The 20,513-nt window shown below is 54.4% G+C and carries 13 protein-coding genes and 1 riboswitch; all 13 genes read right to left on the bottom strand.

All coding sequences use genetic code 11. The features are described from left to right. Positions 1-25: 25 nt before the first annotated feature. The 13 genes from MYS68_RS17425 to MYS68_RS17485 all read right to left on the bottom strand — a co-directional run bounded on the left by MYS68_RS17425 (position 26) and on the right by MYS68_RS17485 (position 20,480). Entirely contained in the window at positions 26-1,441 is a 1,416-nt protein-coding gene (locus MYS68_RS17425) for an MDR family MFS transporter (RefSeq protein WP_248927056.1), read from the bottom strand. 182 nt (positions 1,442-1,623) lie between these two features. Then, positions 1,624-3,345 (bottom strand): GMC family oxidoreductase, encoded by a 1,722-nt coding sequence (locus tag MYS68_RS17430; protein ID WP_248927057.1) that lies wholly within the window; start codon positions 3,343-3,345, stop codon positions 1,624-1,626. 20 nt (positions 3,346-3,365) lie between these two features. Next, a complete protein-coding gene (locus tag MYS68_RS17435) occupies positions 3,366-4,118 on the bottom strand; it encodes a gluconate 2-dehydrogenase subunit 3 family protein (RefSeq protein WP_248927058.1) in 753 nt (250 codons plus the stop codon). A 25-nt stretch (positions 4,119-4,143) separates the two neighbouring features. Continuing rightward, positions 4,144-6,159, bottom strand: a complete 2,016-nt coding sequence (locus tag MYS68_RS17440; RefSeq protein ID WP_248927059.1) for a methyl-accepting chemotaxis protein — start codon at positions 6,157-6,159, stop codon at positions 4,144-4,146. Positions 6,160-6,269: 110 nt separating this feature from the next. Beyond that, positions 6,270-6,356: riboswitch (cyclic di-GMP riboswitch) on the bottom strand. Positions 6,357-6,684: 328 nt separating this feature from the next. Next, entirely contained in the window at positions 6,685-7,464 is a 780-nt protein-coding gene (locus MYS68_RS17445; protein WP_248927060.1) for an ABC transporter ATP-binding protein, read from the bottom strand. A gap of 13 nt (positions 7,465-7,477) precedes the next feature. Further along, positions 7,478-8,542 (bottom strand): aliphatic sulfonate ABC transporter substrate-binding protein, encoded by a 1,065-nt coding sequence (locus MYS68_RS17450; protein WP_248927061.1) that lies wholly within the window; start codon positions 8,540-8,542, stop codon positions 7,478-7,480. A 238-nt stretch (positions 8,543-8,780) separates the two neighbouring features. Beyond that, positions 8,781-10,766, bottom strand: a complete 1,986-nt coding sequence (locus MYS68_RS17455) for a YjhG/YagF family D-xylonate dehydratase (RefSeq protein WP_248927062.1) — start codon at positions 10,764-10,766, stop codon at positions 8,781-8,783. A 570-nt stretch (positions 10,767-11,336) separates the two neighbouring features. Beyond that, positions 11,337-13,028: a hydrogenase maturation protein gene (locus tag MYS68_RS17460; RefSeq protein WP_248927063.1), complete on the bottom strand. Its 1,692-nt coding sequence runs from the start codon at positions 13,026-13,028 to the stop codon at positions 11,337-11,339. Between the two features lie 245 nt (positions 13,029-13,273). Next, on the bottom strand, positions 13,274-14,599 hold the full coding sequence (gene ltrA / locus MYS68_RS17465) for a group II intron reverse transcriptase/maturase (protein WP_248924450.1): 1,326 nt from the start codon (positions 14,597-14,599) through the stop codon (positions 13,274-13,276). A 738-nt stretch (positions 14,600-15,337) separates the two neighbouring features. Further along, positions 15,338-15,502 (bottom strand): hypothetical protein, encoded by a 165-nt coding sequence (locus MYS68_RS17470; protein ID WP_248927064.1) that lies wholly within the window; start codon positions 15,500-15,502, stop codon positions 15,338-15,340. 18 nt (positions 15,503-15,520) lie between these two features. Next, entirely contained in the window at positions 15,521-18,265 is a 2,745-nt protein-coding gene (locus MYS68_RS17475; protein ID WP_248927065.1) for a carboxypeptidase-like regulatory domain-containing protein, read from the bottom strand. A gap of 422 nt (positions 18,266-18,687) precedes the next feature. Continuing rightward, positions 18,688-19,572, bottom strand: a complete 885-nt coding sequence (locus MYS68_RS17480) for a carbohydrate ABC transporter permease (protein WP_248927066.1) — start codon at positions 19,570-19,572, stop codon at positions 18,688-18,690. Positions 19,573-19,589: 17 nt separating this feature from the next. Then, positions 19,590-20,480: an ABC transporter permease gene (locus MYS68_RS17485; protein WP_248927067.1), complete on the bottom strand. Its 891-nt coding sequence runs from the start codon at positions 20,478-20,480 to the stop codon at positions 19,590-19,592. Positions 20,481-20,513 lie beyond the last annotated feature (33 nt).

The following is a 20,513-nucleotide window of genomic DNA, read 5'->3' on the forward strand; positions in this document are numbered from 1 at the left end:
AGAAAAAGACTGCGCGAACGCAGTCTTAACCGGCGGCAGCTCCGGATTGCACCGGCTGCTGGTCGGGCGACTGCTGCTTGGCCGGGAGGAAGCATACGGTCACCAGATTGATAACTGACAGCAAGAGAACAACTCCGAAAACGAGGTGCATCCCGCCGGCCAGCGCCGCGGCTGTCTGCCCGCCGGAAACGACGCTATTGAATAGCATTCCGTAAACGGCCACGCCGACGGTTTGCCCGAACGTGTTCATAAACGAGTTGGTCGCCGTAGCTACGCCGCGCATTTGCCAGCCGACCGACGTTTGAATGAGCACCATTGCCGGCGTTGTCATACAGCCCATTCCGAAGCCGATGATGCTAATAATGACGGCCAACTGCCAAGCCGGCGTCCCGAGTCCGACCGTCCACAGCCAGATAGCTCCCAGCACGACGAGAATGGCTCCTCCGACGATAAACCGTTTCGGTCCCAGCTTGAACATGTATCTTCCCGTAATATTGGCGGCGATCGGCCATGCGATGGACATCGGCATCAGCGTCAGACCGGAGCTTGTGGCGCTCTCGCCAAGAAGTTCTTGAATCCACAAAGGCAAATAAATCGTAACTCCTGCGGTGATGGTAAAACCGATAAAGCTCATCGCGTACGGAATCGTCAGCATGCGGTTTTTGAACAACACGAGCGGCAGCATCGGCTCCTTCGCCCGTCTTTCCACCCCCAGGAACAAAGCGAGAAAAATCGCCGCAACCGCAAACAGGACTGCGATGAGCGTCGGGCTTACCGCCCCCGACTCCCCGATGTTGAGCAGCGCATACATCAAAGAGGTGATGCCGACCGTAAACGTAACGGCACCCAAGTAATCGATGCTTTTCTTCTTCTTCTCGAACTGTTCATGCAAAAAGCCGAATACGAGCACGAAGGAAATGATGCCGACCGGCACGTTCATGTAAAAAATCCACCGCCACGTCAGCTGGTCGACGAAATATCCGCCGACAAGCGGTCCGAGAAGCCCCGCGACGGACCAAACCGAAGAGAACACGCCCTGGATCTTGGCCCGCTGCTCTCCCGGGTACAAATCTCCGATGATCGTAAACGTCACCGGCGTCAAAGCCCCCGCACCGATCCCCTGGATTGCGCGGAACCAGATCAGCTGCGGCATCGACTGTGCGGCACCGCACAATATCGAGCCGAGAACGAACAGGGCAAGTCCGATCGTAAACACCGATCTTCTGCCGTACAAATCGGCCAGCTTGCCGAATATCGGCGTCGCAACGCAAGTCGTCAGCGTGTAGATGGAAAAGATCCAACTGATCAGGCTGAGTCCCTGCAATTCCGTCGTAATGCGCGGCATCGCCGTGCTCACAACCATCGCATCGAGCGCTCCGACAAAAAGGGCGGCCAGCAGCCCGAGCGTCACTATACCGCGATTCGTCTTCTTAGCCAACATTTTCTCCTCCTTTTCATACCTATGGTATTATCCCCCATTTAAAATACTTAGTCAATACAAATGTTTCATAAATTAGCAGGCGGCTTCCACCTATATATTATGCCCATGAAGTCCCAATCTGAAAAGTGGAAAAGTGGCCGGGCAAAGAACGAATCTTTGCTCAGGCCACTTTTCGGGTTCATTTAAACCAAAGAACCGCCTTGCTTGATATATTTCAGGATGCCTTCGGCAGCGCGGTAGGCAAGCGCCCCGACGGTTCCCGTAGGGTTGTACCCGCTGTTGTGCGGGAACGAAGAGGCGCCGACGACAAATACGTTTTCCGCATCCCACATTTGGGAGTACGTATTGACCGCGGACGTCGCCGGATCGGCGCCCATGACGACACCGCCGGTATTATGCGTCGACTGGTACGGAACGATATCGTACGCGTTCACCGTATTGTTCACTTCCATCTTGGTCGGATTCATCGCCTTCAGCACTTCGCCCGCCTTCTCGCCGAGAAATTTGGCCATCTGCTTGTCCTGGTCCTCGAAATCGTAAGTCAAGCGGATCAAAGGCACGCCGTACGCGTCTTTGTAAGTCGGATCCAGATCGAGATAATGATGCTTCCACGGCATGTTCGAGCCTTGAGTGCCTACGACGAGCGTGGAGTTCGCGTATTTGATCGACGCCTGCTTGAACGCTTTGCCCCATTTCGGCGTGTCCTTCGGTACGGTGTTGCTCGCAATCGGGCGCTGTCCGGTTTGGGTAATCCGTATGCCTCCCCCGTGAATGAAATTCAAATTGGAGTGGTCGAAATTATCGCCGTTAAAATCGTCGAAAATCGAACCCAGGGCGCCGGCGCCCATATAAAGATTGAATTCCTTGTCGTCGAAAAACCCGACAGCCTTGGCGGACTGCACCTGATAAGCATAGTTTCTGCCGACGACTCCGGTTCCGGATGAAGGATCGTACGGCTTGCCAAGCTTGGAATGAAGCAGCAGCCTGACGTTGTTAAAGACGTAGCTTGCCAGGATCACGACATCCGCCGGCTGCTCAAATTCCTCGCCGGTGAGCGTGTTCACGTAAACGACACCGCTTGCCTTGACGCCGTCATGCAATATTTTCGTTACGTTCGAGAACGTGCGGATTTCCAGATTGCCCGTTTGCTGGGCTACCGGAATGACGGTGACGACCGGATCGGCTTTGGCGCCGTATTCGCATCCGTAACGGTCGCAGAACGCGCAGTATTGGCAGGCCGCCCGTTCGATGCCGTCCGGGTTTTTGTACTGCTCCGACAAATTCGCCGAAGGGATCGTGTACGGATGGTAGCCGAGCTTTCTCGCGGCTTCCTCGAACATTTTCATGACCGGCGTTTTTTTCATAGGAGGCGTCGGGAACGGGTTCGAGCGTTTTCCGACCATCGGATTTTGTTCGGGATCACCGGAGATGCCCGCCATCTTTTCGTATTTGTCAAAATACGGCTCCAGCTCGTCGTACGTGATGCCCCAGTCCTGAATCGTCATGCCTTCGGGAATTTTTTTGGCGCCGTAACGCTCTATCGTCTTGGAGCGGATTTGGAAATCGTACGGAAGAAAACGGTAGTTCTGGCCGTTCCAGTGCGAACCGGAGCCGCCGAGCCCGTCCCCGATAATAAAAGACCCGTACGAGCGCATCGGCAGGGCGCGCATCTTCTCGTTATTGCGGAACGTCACCGTTTCTTTCGAAAGATCCTGCATCATTTCATGACGGAACGAATAGCGAAGCTCGTCATGAGACATATAGTAATCGCCGGTATCCCGGCCTTTGCCGCGTTCCAGCCCGACAACCTTGACTCCCGCTTTGGTCAGCTCGGCGGCGATGATGCCTCCGGCCCAGCCCATCCCTACGATAACGACGGGTACTTTAGGTAATTGATTAGCCATGGTCCCTTTCCTTTCTCCGGTTAGTGATTCAAATGATCGCGAAGACTTTTCGGCTTCATATGGATAAACCCGTCTTTTTCAATCAGATCCAAATAACTCATTTGGTTGCCCGGGTACTTTTTAAGCTCCCAGCCCATCATATCCTTATTGCCTCCGTACAGCGGATCCGAGTAAAGTCCTTCCAGCGTCAAGGAGTAAAGCAGGTTAAAAAACGTTTTCGTCGAAATGCCGGGCAGAGAAAACTCCTCCCCTTTTTCGAACACTTTCAAAACGTCGTCCTGCTCGTTTTCCGCGAGATCCTGGAAGCTTTTACTGTACTTTTTTTGACTGTAATCTTTCAGTCCCTTCAGCCCGAGGGTGAATATATCGGCCCGTCTTAGTTGGGTTTGGCTTCCCTGCGTCGCCTCCCCCTTGAAAAAAGGCCCCATCATATAATCTTTCGCGTTAATCCCCCATGGACCGGCAAGCTGATGATCGATGTAAATGGCGACGCCGATCTCCTTCGCCCCCGGGCCGAGTTCGTCTTTCGGGAAAATACGCTCGACCGCCGCCTCCGTAATAAAAAACTGCTCCTGGTTAAAAAACATCAACGCCTGATTGTAATCGGCGGCCTTCTGCTCAGCCGGATGCTGCTGCTGGGCCGGTTTTTTGCCGAGCCATAAACCGCTCATGGCAGCGCCGCCAAGTACCGCTCCCCCGATCGCTATTCCGGAAGATTTCAGAAAGTTGCGTCTGGACATATGTTTCGGGTTGTTCGAATCTTTGTTTGACACGGAAGCTCCTCCTTAAGATGGTCGATTATCGGACGATAAATTTGGATAAAGTTTCCTGAAGCTCTTGAGCCATTTGGCTGAGCGTTTCGCTGGATGCGGATATCTCTTCCATAGAGGCAAGCTGCTCTTGAGACGAGGCCGCGATCGCCTGCGCGTTCGTGAACGATTTATCCGAAATCGAGGCCACCTCGTTCATCGAGGAAGTGACCTGCTCGGTTCCGGCGGATATTTGCTCCGTGGAAGCGGAAATTTCCTGGATTTGCTCCGTAACGTGCTGAATGGAGCTGTAGATCGTTTCGAATACCGAGCCGACCTGCGTCATTAATTGCGTGCCGCTGTCGACCACGTCGACGCCTTCCTGCATAGCGTGAATCGCTTTGTCCGTCGTTTTCTGCACCTCTTCAATCAGCTCCGCAATGTTGGCGGAAGCCGTCTTCGTCTGGTCGGCAAGCTTCTTCACCTCATTGGCGACGACGGAAAAACCTCTTCCATGTTCACCCGCGCGCGCAGCCTCGATCGAGGCGTTGAGCGAGAGCATTTGGGTTTGGTTGGCAATTTCCCCGATGACATGAACGATTTCGCCGATTTTGGAAGAAAGCTCTCCGAGCTGCGAAATTTCCGACGAAGTCCGTTTGACGGTCGTCTGAATCGCATCCATTTGGGCAACCGCCTTTTGCACGACTACATTCCCCTGCTTGGCCTCTTCGGACGAGCTTAACGCAGCGTCGGACACGCTTGCCGCAGACCCGGCGATCCGCGTAATCCCGACAGACATCTCCTCCATCGCGGCCACATTTTGCTGAGCTGCCTGCGCTTGCTTCTCCGAGCCGCCGACCACATTATCGAGGGAGATGCCGATTTGCTTGGAAGACTCGACGTTTTGCGCCGAAATCGCCGTTAACTCCTCGGAGGAAGCGGCGAGATGCTCCGACGTTTGGTTGACCTGCCTGATCATCGCGCTGATGGAATCGAACATCACGTTCACGCTTTCCGATATTTGTCCGATCTCATCCCGCGTTCTTACGCCAAGCCGGGATGTCAAGTCACCCTCGGCGGCTTGACGGAGCGCGCCAGAAATAACAAGCAGCGGCTTGGAAACCTGCCGGCCCGCGATCAAAGAAACGAGCACGACCAAAATGCAGGCGACCACCAAAATGACAACGCAAATTTTCAAAAATTGGTCCCTGGCGGCATACACTTCCTGACTGTCCTGAGTCACCATCACTTTCCAACCGGTAGTAGGAACGGTGCTGTAGGCCGCCAATTTGTGCTTGCCTTCGGAGTTTACAAAATCGACCGTGCCGACGTCGTTTTGAAAAACCGTATCTTTAAACTGCTGAACTTGCTCGGGACTGAAGAAATCGTCCATTTTTTTGCCGTAATGGTCTTCTTTGGGATGGGAGATGAACGTTCCGGATTCCGACCACAAATACCCGAGTCCGGTATTGCCTATCTTGATCTGGTTGGTCAAGTTGCCCAGTATGGTGGGATTCAAGACGCAGTTGATCGTGCCCAGAAAATTATCGCCGTCCAGCAATGGAACGGACACGACAATGATGTATTTTCCCGTCTTCTGATTGATGAGCATATCGCTGATGGCCGGCTTCTTTGTAGACTTGGCTTTGATGTAATATTCTCTTTCCGCCACATTCGACGTTTGCCCCGACCAGTTCGTGCTGTTGGCGTCTTTATCGACATAAGCGTAATACTCGACCTCCTGGTCCACTTCGCCGATTTGTTTGAGCACGGATAAAATGTGATTTTTGTCCCCCGCTTTAAATTCCGGATGAGCCTTCATAATATTTTGAACGACGTTGATTTTATTCTGAATCCAATAGTCCACGTATCTGGATGTATCCTGCGCCACTTTGATCTCCTTGTCGTTGGCCTCCAGCGTCGTGGCCGAATTGGAAAGCTTCGTCAAAATCAGCGTGGTGATCAGCAGAGGCACAAGGGACAGCAATAAACAGCCGACGACCAGCTTGGCTTTAATGGAATTTTTCAAGCCCCACATCGTTCCCCACTTCAGTTTTTCTCTCATCTCTCTAATCCTCCTATCAAAGTGTGCATGACTATCTATCAGTGAAAACTATTTTCAAAAAAGAACAAAAAAATCCACCCTGACAAAGGATGGATTTCCCTATTCCCTTGTTCGGTAACCCGGCTGCCGTAGAAATAAATTTCCTTAGGCCCGTGGCTTTGCGTCCTCACCTTTCGGGGAGTTTGCCGTTATCGCAAGATAGATAATATGCAGTTTCTTTTTCTTAAACTATATTACGACAAAGCCGTCGAATTTACAACAATATTCAACAAAGTTAAATATTAACTTTCTGAAAACAAGGTCTTTTTTACCAGATACGAAAAAAATACTACGACATTTTTCATAGAAGTTCAATGCAAATTTTTCCCAATTGCTATATTACAGGAAGAAATCGCTCTCCGGACACATCTGCGCAAGCGCGATTCATATACGCAAAAAATACCCGCACTTCCGTTTGGCGAAAGATGCGGGTATTCGTTATGATTGGAACTCAAATGTGAATATGTCGTGCTTTCGCGCGGACGCCTATATCCCGGAGCTGTCCACCAGCTCCAGCTCCTCCACCCGCTCGAACTCGCCGAGCACCTTGTGGCGGAATTCCTGAAACGATACGCTGGCTCTTTTACGCGGATACGGCAGGTCGATCGGGATGATCGTGCGGATTGAGCCCGGTCGCGATTTCATGACGACAACCCGGTTCGCGAGAAACACCGCTTCGTCGATATCGTGCGTGACGAGAATCATCGTCGTTCCGTTTTCCCGCCATATATCGAGCAGAGCTTCCTGCATGTGGGCCCTGGTGAACGCATCCAATGCTCCGAACGGCTCGTCGAGCAGCAGCACCTTGGGCCTGCGCAGCAGCGCCCTGGCGATCGCCACGCGCTGCGCCATGCCTCCCGACAGCTCGCGCGGGTACGCTTTTTCGAAGCCCTGCAGCTTGACAAGCTCAATCAGCTCGTTTACGCGGCTGCGTACCCCGGGATCGCTCAGCGGCAAATCGGCGGCGATGTTTTTCTCCACCGTCAGCCATGGGAACAGCCGGTGCTCCTGAAAAATAAACCCTTTATCGATGCCGGGAGCCTTCACCGGACTGCCGCCGAGCTCGACCAGCCCGTCGTGTTTCGTATCCAGCCCGGCGATGATTTTCAGCAAGGTGCTTTTGCCGCAGCCGCTCGGCCCGATGATCGTAATGAATTCCCCCTGCTTCACATGAAGCTGAATCTGATCCAGCACCCGGATCGCCCCTTGCGGGCCGGCGAACGACTTGTTCAAACGTTCGATTTTGAGCTGCGCTTCCTTACTCATCCGAATCCCCTCCTTATTTTTGCGTACCTAACTCCTTCAGCGCCTGCTCGACATACTTGTTTTCAATAACCTTGGACGTATCGAGCTTTTTGTTGATCGCTCCGACGGAGTACAGGAAATCGGCCTGTTCCTGATGTGCTTTGGCATACTCGGGCGTTGCCGGCGAGAGGATCGGGCTGGAGTTTTTCAGCACCTGGTCGACGATCGCGCGGTCCAGCTTCTGCGACTTGGACAGCTCCTCGGCCACCTCGTCGAAATGTCCCGTATAATATTTGCGCGCCTCCTCGTAAGCTTTCAGGAACACGACGGCAAGATCGGGATGATCCTGCAAAAACTTCGTTCTGGCGATCAGGAAGCTTGGCGCGTTGATGTTCAGATCTTGCCCCGATACCAATATTTTCGCTCCGGTTTGAAACACCGCCGTCGTGGCGTAAGGCTCCCATATCGACCAGGCGTCGACGGCTCCGGAATCCAGTGCCGGTCTCGCTTCGTCCGGCTGCAGCTGGATTTCCTTCACATCGCTGCCCTTCAGGCCGGCACGGTCGATCGCCATGTATAAGAAGTTGTAGGCGCTGCTGCCTTTGGCGACGGCGATTTTTTTGCCTTTTAAATCTTTCAGCTCCTTGATCGGGCTGTTTTTCGGAATGACGATAAAATTGCCGGTTTTCCCGTCCGAAGTGACCGCGATCGCTTTAAAATCGACGCCGCCCGTCTGTGCGGAAACGACCGGCGTTCCGCCGACGGCGCCGAAATCGATCCGGCCCGCGGCGATCGCCTCAAAATGCGGAGGTCCGCTGGCAAATTCGGTCCATTTGACTTCCGCGCCTGCTTTGGCGAACGCCTTCTCGAAATAGCCCTTTTCCCGGGCATACGGGAAAATGCCCGTCTTGCCTTGTACGCCGATGTTGACGACGACCTTCTCCTTGGCCGCTCCGGATGCCGGCTGCGCTCCTCCGGAAGCTGCGGCGTTCGAAGAGCCGGCGTTTTGCGCGGTGCCGCAGCCCGCCAGCGCTGCCATCCATACAGCCAGAACGATGCCGAAAAATTTCTTTTTGCTGCCGATAAGGACTTTTGCCATATGCTCATCCCCCGCTTGATTGGTAAGTGAAAATGAATTATCCGCTGCCCTTTGGCGGTCCAATAGGGAAAATCGGCGTTTACCATGCCGGACAAAAAAAGGAGACGTCCCTCCCCGCTGCAAAGCGGGCGAACGTCTCCGGTGGTCCGGTAGAATACACTTTAATTCCGATTGGATTTATATGATTTAAAGATTAGCATGAAGGCGAATGTCCTGTCAATTGAAATTTTCCGCTGCGCTAAGTCCAGCCGAGCGCTTTTTTTCCGGCCTCCAGCGCGGCCACGATGCGATCGACGTCGTATACGTTGCCCCGCCACGTACCGCCGCTGACCGCCTGCAGAGCGGCCCACAGCCGGGTGTCGTCCGGCAGGGCGCCGTCCGGCTTCATCTCCGGGTGGAAGGGCCGCTGCGCCAGCACACGCGCGCCTTCCTCCGGCGTATACAAAGCGTCGTCTTCGCCGATGAAATTGACGCTGCCTTCCAGCTTGCCCCGATCGACGACGATTTCGATCAGATCGCCGTCGCGCAGCTTTCCGATCGGGCCGCCGGCCAAAGCCTCCGGACCGACGTGTCCGATGCACGCCCCCGTGGAGACGCCGGAAAACCGCGCGTCCGTAATGAGCGACACATGTTTGCCGAACGGCAGATGCTTCAGCGCCGAGGTGAGCTGGTACGTCTCCTCCATGCCGGTTCCCGACGGGCCGCGGCCGAGCAGCACCATGACGTCGCCCGCATGAATGCTCCCGCTCTTGATCGCGGCGATCGCCGCCCGCTCGGTGGTGAACACCTTGGCTCTGCCGGTATGGCGGTAAACGCCGTCCTCGTCCAGCACCGTCGGATCGATCGACGTCGACTTGATGACCGAACCTTCCGGAGCGATATTTCCGGTCGGAAACGTAACCGTCGAGGTGATGCCCATCTGCTTCGCCTTCTCCGGTCCCATAATAACCGTGTCCGGGTCGACGCCGTCCTTCTCGATCAGCTGCCTCCGCAGCTCGTGCCGGCGCGGCGAGTCCGCCCACCAGTCGAGCACGTCGCCGAGCTTGCGTCCGGTTACGGTAAGCGCCGTTTCGTCCAGCACGCCGAGTTTTCTCAAATGCAGCATCACCTCCGGCACCCCGCCGGCCAAAAACACGCGAACGGTCGGGTGGTATATCGGGCCGTTCGGCAGCACGCTGACGAGCCGCGGCACACTGCGGTTGACGCGGATCCAGTCGCTGACCGCCGGCACAGCGAGACCGGCTGCATGGGCAATGGCGGGAATGTGCAGCAGCAGGTTCGTCGATCCGCCGAACGCGGCGTGCACGGCCATCGCGTTGCTTATCGACGCGTCGGTCAGGATGTCGCGCATCCGCAAGCCTCGGGCTTCGAGCGCCATGACCGCCCTCGCCGACTGCCGGCCGATCTCCTCCCATACCGGCTGGCCGGAAGGGGCGAGCGCCGAATGCGGCACCGCGAGGCCCATCGCCTCGGCCACAACCTGCGACGTCGCCGCCGTGCCGAGAAACTGGCAGCCTCCCCCGGGCGTCGCGCAGGCGCGGCAGCCGAGGTCGGCCGCCTCGTCCAGGCTGATCTCGCCGCTGGCATAGCGGGCGCCGATCGTTTGAATTTTGCCGGCGTCCTCCCCTACGCTCGGCGGCAGCGTTACCCCGCCGGGCACGATCACCCCCGGGAGGTCGTGCATCCCGGCGAGCGCAAGCATCATCGCCGGCAAGCCTTTGTCGCACGTGGCGACGCCGATGACCCCTTTGCGCGTGGGCAGCGAACGGATCAGCCGGCGAAACACGACAGCGGCATCGTTGCGGTACGGCAGCGAATCGAACATGCCGGTCGTCCCCTGCGACCGCCCGTCGCAAGGATCGCTGACGTAGCCGGCGAACGGAATGCCGCCGTGCGCGGCGATTTCCTCAGCCGCCGCTTTCATCAGCAGTCCGACCTCCCAGTGGCCGGTATGATAGCCGAGCGCTACCGGCGTGCCGTCATCCCGCCGTATGCCCCCCTGCGTGCTGAGGATGAGAAACTGCTTGCCGCCGAGCAAGCCCGGCTTCCAGCCCATACCGGCGTTTTGCGACATACCGAACAAGTCGCCGCTCGGCGCATGGCGCAGCAGCTCGTCGGTCAGCGGAAGCTTGCCCTCCGCCCCCGGAGCGTGAGTCGTGACGTCGTACAGCTGCGGGTCGTCTTTTCCCATGATGGATGCGATGGATTCGGTCGGTTCGTGCATAAACAATCCTCCTCGTCGTTACGTGTTAAAGCGCTTGCAATCTGTTCGCTACTCTTCCCTTTTACCTTCTTGCACTTTATTCAAAACAGCTCATTCTAATCATAATTGCCGGTGAATATTTTATCCAGCAATTTTCATCACACACGGGCCGGCAGCGCTCATAAACCTGAAAAAAGCCGTCAGGCACTTCGCCCCGACGGCTTTTTTAACTAACGATCATGCATGCTGCGATGGTAACGGGATTGCATGTGCGCCAAGGTCCCGTTCACGGGCAGCTTAACGGTTGCTGTGGAGCTTATTTGGCTAAAAAACATCATTTTTAAATCGTAACGGTTGTGGCAGAGCTTATTTTTCATTTCGTATCCCTCAAAACGATGAAAGTTCACAAATAACCGCTCTGGCAACCGTTACCGTTCGGAAATCACCGATCTTAGCCCCTTTAAGCTCATCTGCAACCGTTACACCATCCGTGTAAGCCGTATGAGTCAAAACCGTCCGCTGCGCCATATAAATCTTTTGTTTAACTTATATACTATCCGTTATAAAACACCCATGATTGCAGCAGCTTCTCTAGGTAACCGCAGTTTCGCTCCTGACATCCCCCGCCGCTTCGACGGAACAGGAAAGCTTATAGACAAATTGGCGTCTCGCCTCATGGTAAGCGGGATTTTCACCGTAAAAATTAATCCGCATTTTCCGAAGCTCCTCGCTGCGGTAATGTTCCAGCGGTTTGCTTTGCTCGTCCTTGAAACGCTTTTCCCTTTTGGCTTGCAGAAATTGGGCATAATTCGGCGATTCGGCCAATTCCTGCGCAATTTGTTCGACTCGGCTGCAAAAGGCCTCTTGATCTTCGCCAAATACGCCGTCAACTAGACCTATCGATTCGGCGGACGCCGTGCCGATCGGCAGGCATTGTTCCGTCAGCTCCAAGGCTTTGTTCGGGCCGACCCGACCCGGCAGGAGATAGGTCCAGTACTCCGAACCGTATAATCCCCCCATTTTTTTGTAATGCGGGTTCAGAACTATCCCCTCTCTGGCATATACGCGATCGGCGGCGAGCGCTAAAATCACGCCGCCGGCACCGGCATTTCCCTGCATCGCCGATATCGTGATCCTGGAGCCGGTCAAAACGATCTCCCGCACCAAATCGTTCATGGCGTTGATGTTGGCCCACGATTCGTCGGCAGGACTTTCCGCATGCTCGATGACGTTCAGATGGATGCCGTTCGACCAAAAATCGATGCCTCCCATCAGCACGATGACTTTGATATCCCGCTTCGACGCTTCCAGATACGCCTCTTTTAACCGGATGCACTGCTCCGTCGACATCGCCCCGTTGTAAAAGTCAAAATGCAAATAGCCTACCCGGTTCTTTTCCTCATAAAAGATTTCTCTATATGTACGGCCTTCGTACTTGGCAAAAGGGGACAAGGGCAAATGCGGGATCAGGTCCAACCGGTCCTTGAATGCCAGAGCGGCCGGCAGCTTGAAGCAGCCTTTCGGTTTCACGTGCGTAATCCATATCGCTCCGTCTCCGGTCGCACGGCAGACGGCTCCGTCCCGGTAACCCAATATTTCTCCGGGCACCCCTTTCAGCAAATCTTCCTCATGCGCGCCGAAAAGGTACACCGGTTGTCCGAACATTTCGTCCAATACGCCGGGATGACTGTCGGCTGCACGGATTTTTTTGGCTATCGCTTCGGTGGTCTGAGCCCAATCGATTCTGCGGTCCGCCTGCGTGATTTTCGGGTGCAGCTTCCCTTTTACATCATCCTTGGAATAATCCAGCGGCTCCGGACGAAAGTCGTTCTTGCCGATGGATTCAATCGCTTCCAACACGCATTTTACCGCCGCCTGGGTCACTTCGTGACGGTATAGCCGGCTTTTGCTCACATTTTTCATCCGAAAATGAGCGGTCGCCCATATGTCGCCGGCGTCCATTTCCTCATCGGCCTGAAGCAGCGTCACGCCCCACTCTTCGTTTCCGTCCATGATCGCCCAGTCCAGCGAAAACGGCCCCCGGTCGCCTTTAATCCCGGGATGCACGACTAAAGTAGTGTGCCGGCTCCAAACGGATTTCGGTATCATTATTTTGAGAAACGGCGCTAGAATGAGTTCGGGTTCGTGCCGCTCGGCGGCATCTATCATGTCCTGTTCGGAATTCACTATTTGGATGGCAATCCGGTGTCCGCGCCCGGTCAATTCCGCATACATCCGTTGACTCATACTGTTGTGGGCCGTCGTCAGAAATAATATCAACATATTCGTCATCTCCCTACTTTCCTATACGGATACGAACAATGGCTTAAGCTCTCCAAAGTATAACATATAATTTCCGACCGTTTCTCGACAAAAATTGACGGCCTTTTGATTTTCTTTCCTCCCAAAGTCCTGCCCGCCCATTTCCGGGTCGTTCGCGAAAAGGAAAATCGAGTAGGCCCATGAATGAATTCATGGGCCTCTCACAGAACCGGACGTGCGGGTCATCGCATCCGGCTCCTCCGCGCTTATCCCCGCTGGGGATGATGTTCATTATAGATGTCTACGAGAAAAACGAGACCTCTTTCTCTGAACCAATCGTTTGGCATTGCAACACTGGCTGGCTTGGATAGCGAGCTTCTCCATGCGAACATACGCATCTTGGGAAGCTCTCCCCTCCACTTATTCTTTCTTAGTGCCCTGTAGAAGTTCTTCGGCTTTTTCCAGCTCCGCAACTGTACCATCCGGAGCCTTCTCCTTATCCATGCATCGTACTCTCTCATCAGACTTCCTACGTTGCCCCAGCCAAAATAGCTACCCCATCCACGTAAATATGGATTCAACTTCTTTCGGATCAGCTGTTCCACATTCACCGTTTGGTTCCGCCGCGTAATTGCTTTCACGCGTTCTTTAAATTTCTGTTTGGCTTTCGAGGATGGAGTAACCCAAAATCCCGGTTTAAACTCATGACCTAGGAACATAAAGGACTGTTCCAAGTTGTTCACGATCTTGGTTTTCTCCGGGTGTACTTTGAGCCCAAGCTCTTGTTCCAGTAGACGAATAACACCTTGGAGTACCCTCTCTGCCCCCTTTTGGGATTTGCAGCAGATCACAAAATCATCGGCGTACCGTGTTATACGGTGCTTCCGTTCAGTCATGAGCTTATCCAGCGGGTTTAGGTAGATATTCGCCAAAAGCGGACTAATAACCCCACCCTGTGGACTTCCTTGCTCGTTCAGGTGAAAACTTCCGTTCTCCATGACTCCGGACTTTAAGAAGCTTTCTATGAGCTTTAGGACACTACCATCCACCACTTCTTCCTTGACGGCCTTAAGCAACTTGTCATGTGGAATGAGATCGAAATACGATTTCAGGTCGGCGTCGATCACATAAACGTATCCATCCATGAGATCTTTCCGAATGTTCTCCAGCGCCATGTGTGCACTGCGTCCCGGGCGAAACCCAAAACTACACTCCATAAATGTCGCCTCGTAAATCGGTTCGAGGATTCGGCGGGTCGCCGCCTGTACTACGCGATCGCGAATTGCGGGTATCCCGAGCGGCCTTTGACCCCCATTTTCCTTGGAAATGTACATGCGCCTGACCGGCATCGGCTTGTATGCCTTCGCCCGCAGCTCCTGCTGAAGCGTTCTTAAGTTACGCTCCAGTTCACTCTCGAATACCTTTATGGTCACTCCGTCTACTCCCGCTGCTCCCCGGTTGCGCTTGACCTCCCGGAATGCCTCCTCAAGGTTCGGCATCGCCCATATCTTGTCGATGAGGCTGTGCCATCTGCGTTTTCTCGGGACTTCTACTCCCTCACGAAAGCCTACCTCTCCTTTTCCTTCCTTCATGTCTCGTGTTCCTTCCCTTTCAGTTTCCGGACGTATAGCTAATCTTTCAGCCTTTCCGGTTCCCCTTCGGTACTCCGCCCCAGACGGCCTACCCTTTTGTTCAGCCCCGGCTCTTCGCTCTTCTTGGCTCCCCGGCTTCTGTCTGGCACATGACGGCTTCCTAGGTGGTTATGCTTTTCTTCCACGGTTCCGGGCTTCGCACCAAGTCTTTGCCTTTTGGGTCTAAGCTTGCACCGACAACGTTGGTGTCGGTTCACTTGCCATTGCGGCTTTTCCGGCAAGCTTTCTCACTACTATCCCTTCGTATGACTGCTCACCATCCATCATTCTGTCTTAGCCCTATAAGCCTTGAAAAGAGTTTACCGCTATGCGGAAGACGATAAGCCCTCCTTGGGTCACGTCATCGTCTTTCCCCCGAATCCAGTCCTCCTAACTTTCGAAGCCTATGGTGGTATAGGACGTCCCCTTCTCTTGCAGGGTTATCCGGCTTCGCCAGCCAACATGGTTCATGCCGCCTGTTCCGGGTTTTGCCTTCTGATCCTCCGCACCCTCCCTTACGGCCAGAGCACTACCAGTCGGCTATGCGCTTCCGCCACCCCGCGGTGCGCTCGGGACTTTCACCCGTTAGTACGATGCGCTGCCAAGCGCACAAAAGCGCACAGCCGGGTTGCGGCCATGCGCTTTTTGCACTAGTCTTCGGTCCATTTATCCTAACTTATCGTGCCGGTGAGCCATACGTCAGTCCTTCACGCACACCCGCTGCCAAAATCCTGAAGGGGACATCTGGAATTCCCAATGATAGCCGTTCGGGCACATTCCGCTGCTTAAAGCCGTCTCGAACACGATGAGCTCATGCTGAATGACTTTAGGTGCCGCATACTGCTTTTTTTCCGTCATTTCCATGCGCTTCAATCTCCCTTCTTATTTATTCCCCGTAAAAATGCCGCGGATAAAGTCCATCAGGTTGATCGATTCTTTATTGCCCGCGCCATCCGTGCTGTAGTACTCGACGGTTTTGGCCGTGGCCGCCTGAATTTCAAAAGGTGCCGAATACGGCTGCCACGATGAGCCGTTAATACGGTACACGGTTCCGGTCACGGTGGATTGGTTGTCGGTCGGGGTCAGGGTCACCTTGAAGCCGGAAATGTAGGTTCTGCCCGACGAACTCGTCGATTGGACCGGATCCAGGTTGTATTTCGTTACAGGCAGCGTCTTATCGAGCTTGACCGTTCCGGTTTTGGCGGCTTCGCTGTTCCCCGCTTTGTCCGTGCTGAAATAATCGATGGCATAGATGCCGTCCGTGCTCAGCGCGAACGGCGCAGTATACTCGTTCCAGGCCCCGCCGTTCAAACGGTACCGGATTTTATCCACACCCGACCCGGAAGGGTTGTCAACTGCGCTCAAGCTTACCGTAACGTTCGACGTATACCAGCCGTTTGCCCCGTTCGGGGTGGCAGGGTTTGCCGTCAAGGTCGTTACGGGAGCCACGGAGTCCGAAGACTTTATCGTAAACGCTACTTTCTTGGCAAATTCGTTCCCCGCGTGGTCGGCCACCGTGAAATCGATCGTATGCGCGCCTACCGCAGATACCGGAATGGTTCCGCTGCTGCCGTTAACCTTTTGCGGCTGTCCGTTATCGAGCTTGTAAGAGACGAAGCGTACTCCCGATACATCGTCGGACGCATGGAACTGAACGTTCACGGGCTCCGTATAGGTCTCGCCGTAGGTCACTCCGCTTACCGTAAGGCTCGGGGCCACGTGGTCCGTCGGCGTCAATCCTACGTGCAAATCCGTTACCGCAGGCGGAACGGTAACCGTGCGGCTCGTGGCGGTCTCGAAGCCGGGACGGCTGACGATGACGCGATATTGACCTGCCGCCGTATCCCAAGCAAACCGGCCGTCTTCGCCTGTCGCTTGAGGGTTCGTGATCGGATTCATTCTGCCCGGATAGGCTTCCTCACTCATATTGACCCAAGCGCCGAGCGCCGGATCGTTGTATTGCAATACGACCGTGGCTCTGGGCAGCGGCCAATCGTTCTGGTTTCCTTTGGCCGCATTGTACACAATGCCACTCGGATCGATCAATACCACCTCAAATTCGAGGGGCGGGCCCGTTTGGTTGCCCGGATATGTGGGAACGATTTCGATTTCCAAAGGCGTTTCCCACAAACCTGCTTGGCTCGGAATGAAACTAATCGTCCAGTCGATGCCGTTTTGCGTGCTCATTTGAGCTTCATACTTGTCGCCTGTTGCATCGGTCGCCACGAACTTAACCGCGGACGCAGACGGGTTATTAAAGGATGCGTTGACCGTCAGCGGCGTCGTTCTGCCGGCTACCGGCGTACCGTCGTTTTGGCTTCCACGGCCTCCTCCGATCGAAACGTTAGGCGGCACCACTGGAGCCAGTGCTTCAATTTCGTAAGTCGCGGTAGCAAACGGATCGGCAGCGCCTTCCCGGAATGCTTTCACGGTCAGCGGATGGACGCCCTCCGCGGTAGGTTTTACTCTCCAGGTCGTTTGGCTGATCGTTCCTGCCGGAATATTGCCCAAATCATGAACGGCATCGCCGTCAACAAGGCTTAACCCATTGTCTCCCGGCACAAGCTGCAAGGTGACATTGGACAAATTCATGCCCAAATTGTTGTTTAAATAGGCGATCAAATTGGATGGAGACGTCGACCATTCCGGATACGACAGACGCTGTCTGCCGCTCAGCACGAGAGTTTGGTCGCCGCCTACGCCCGGTCTGCCGTAGTAAGTTACGATTGTTCTGGTTTCCCCCGGCGCAAGCGTTGTCGGATTCCACCACATGCCGACGGCGCTGTCTCCGGTTTTCCGGTTCGCAGTGATATTATAATCCCAGAGCGTATTGTTGATGGAGGACCAGCTGGCGATCGTAAACCGGTCCGGCGCGGTCGCATCGCTGCCTTTCATCGTGTATTGAGCGCTGATATCCGGGTTTTCGAATGTTTTAAAGGCTTGCCAAAATCCGGGCACTTGCTGGCCGAAATAATCTTTTTCGTAATCGACGGATTCGATGCCGCCGGCTGTCGGTACCCGGAAAGGTGCATGGTCGTTGCCTTCCACCATCGTGTCGACCATCATGCGAAGGCCGACGCTATGGTTTTGCGTACCCGCATTGGTAATCGTATAACGAATCTTGAAGGCGTCGGGGATTCCGGTGGCCGGATTCAATGCCGTTTGCAGCACCTGCTTGACGGACACGTCTCCCATTTTCCATAAAGCCTCGTTCGTCGTATCGTCCACATTGTGCGGTGCCGTAACAAAAGACGTATATCCGGCGGCGTCAAGCCCGTATACCCGATCCGTACCGTCAACCTTCACCGTGGTAAAGGATGTGTTCGGATAGCTGGGCCAACTATAAATGATGTTGTACCATTCGTCGCCCGACTGCTGCTTTTTGATTCCCATGTTGAATCTGCCGTTCGTGCCGATATTGGCTTGAATATGCTCGTTGCCGATTTCCCCGTTCGGAAGAGCGAGGGCGCTGAAGGCATTATTATCCTTCGGGGCGAACGGCGTCGGCTTGGCCTCCGGAGTTTCTTTGTCGGCAAAAGCGAAACCCGGAAGCGAAATCAGTAAACTCATTAACAATAAAAAAGCCGATCTTAATTTTGAACTCATTAACCGTCGATGAAAATTCATGCATGTACCTCCTGCCATAATATCGAATTTCCAAATGTTACGTTTCGGCATATATCGAAATTGATCTCTCCAACATCACCACCTTTAGCAGCCAGTCAAAAAAGCTGGATCAACAAAACGTAACAAATTGTATCATTAATCAGACGGACTGACAAGTAATATATACGTTTTGTATCATATTATTCAGAATGCTCCCTTGAAGACGGCTCTTTATGATCTGATTGCATTATATAGCCAGTGTGACGTTTCCGTAAATCGAACCTGACTCATTTCCCGACGTCTCCCGCCCAATTTCCCGGCCGACGGGAAATCCTCCCTTGGCCCCGGGAATCCGCCGTAAATAATCCCTCGCAGACGATAGTTTCCGGGATAAAAATAAACGGCGGCGAAGGCCGAAAGGCATTCGCCGCCATACGCGCATATTACTCCTTCACCGAACCGAGCGTGATGCCGTGAATGAAAAACCGCTGCAGAAACGGATAAATGAGCAGCACCGGAATCATCGCGATGAAAATTTTCGCCGCATTGAGCGTCTGGTTCGACAGCTCGCTCAGACGTTTGAGCTGCTCCGTATCCATCGTCGAAGCATCGATGACGACGACGAGCTGCTGGATGTACGTTTGCAGCGGATAATGGTCCGCCTTCGACATCAGCACGAGGCCGTTGAAAAACTCGTTCCAGTGGTACACGATGCTGAACAGCGTCACGGTGGCGAGCACCGGCACGGCGAGCGGAATGTACAGCTTGACCAGCATATACCACGGCCCGGCTCCGTCGACGAGCGCCGCCTCCTCCAGTTCCTTGGGCAGGTTGCGGAAATAGTTGACGACGAGAATGACGTTGAACATCGGCACGCTGTGCCCGAGCACGAGCGCCCAGATGCTGTTGATGAGTCCCAGCGCCTTCACCGTTTGGTACCACGGGATCAGTCCGCCGTTGAACAGCATCGTGAACACGAGAATCCACATAAACACGTTGCGCAGCGGGAATTCCTTGGCGTTTTTGGACAGCGGGTACGCCATCAGCACGGTGACGATAAAGCTGACGCCGGCGCCGAGCACGACCCTTTTGACGGAAATCCAAAACGAATTGAAAAACTTGCTGTCGCCCATGATTTCGTTATACGAGTTAAAATTGAAGCCGACCGGCCATAAGCCGACCATCCCGGCCGCCGCTGCGGAATTGGCGCTGAGCGACACGCACAGCGTATACCAGAGCGGCAGGATGCAAAGGAGCGCGATGCCGACCAAAAGCACGATCAGCAGCACGTCGAACGCCTTGGAGCCGAATGTTGTTTCCCTGACCATAGCCATGCCCCTTTATGTTAAAAAATGCGGTAATTGGCAAACTTGGACGCCAGCACATAGGAGGTGACGATCAGCACGAAGCTGATCACGGATTTAAACAGCCCCATCGCGGTGGCGAGCCCGTACTGCAGGTTGACAAGCCCCGTCCGGTACACCCAGGTGTCGATGATGTCGCCGGTCGAGTAAACGAGCGGATTGTACAGGTTGAACACCTGGTCGAAGCCGGCGTTCAGCACGTTGCCGAGGCTGAGCACGGCGAGCAGCACGACGGTCGTGACGATGCCCGGCAGCGTCACGTTCCACAGCCGCTGCAGGCGCGTGGCGCCGTCGATGGCGGCCGCCTCGTACAGCGACGGGTTGATACCCGTCAGGGCGGCAAGGTAGATGATCGTGTTAAAGCCGAATTCCTTCCACACGTCGCTGCCGACGATGAGAAACGGGAACAAATCCGCTCTCCCGAAAAACAAAATCGGCTCGGCGCCGAACCACGACATGATCGTATTGACCGGCCCTTTGTACGAAAACACGTCGAGCAGTATCCCCGACAAGATGACCCACGACAAAAAGTGCGGCAAATAGACGACGGTTTGAATCCATCGCTTTAATACGGCCAGCCGCAGCTCATTCAGCATTAACGCAAAGACGAGCGGCACGATCAGGTTGGCGACGATTTTCATGACCGCGATAACGAGCGTGTTCACGAACACCGTCCTGCTGTCGCTTAAAGACAGCAAATATTTGAAGTTTTCCAGGCCGATCCATTCGGAATGAAGCATTCCCAGCCCGGGATTGTAGTCCTGAAACGCGATGACAAACCCGAACATCGGCACGATGCTGAACAGCGTCAGCCAAATCATTCCCGGCAGAAGCATGACATAGTAATGCTTGACAAATCCTTTGTTCCCCATGCTTCGTCTCACTCCCTACCGCGCTTAAGTATG

The organism is Paenibacillus hamazuiensis (assembly GCF_023276405.1).
Lineage (GTDB): Bacteria > Bacillota > Bacilli > Paenibacillales > NBRC-103111 > Paenibacillus_AF > Paenibacillus_AF hamazuiensis.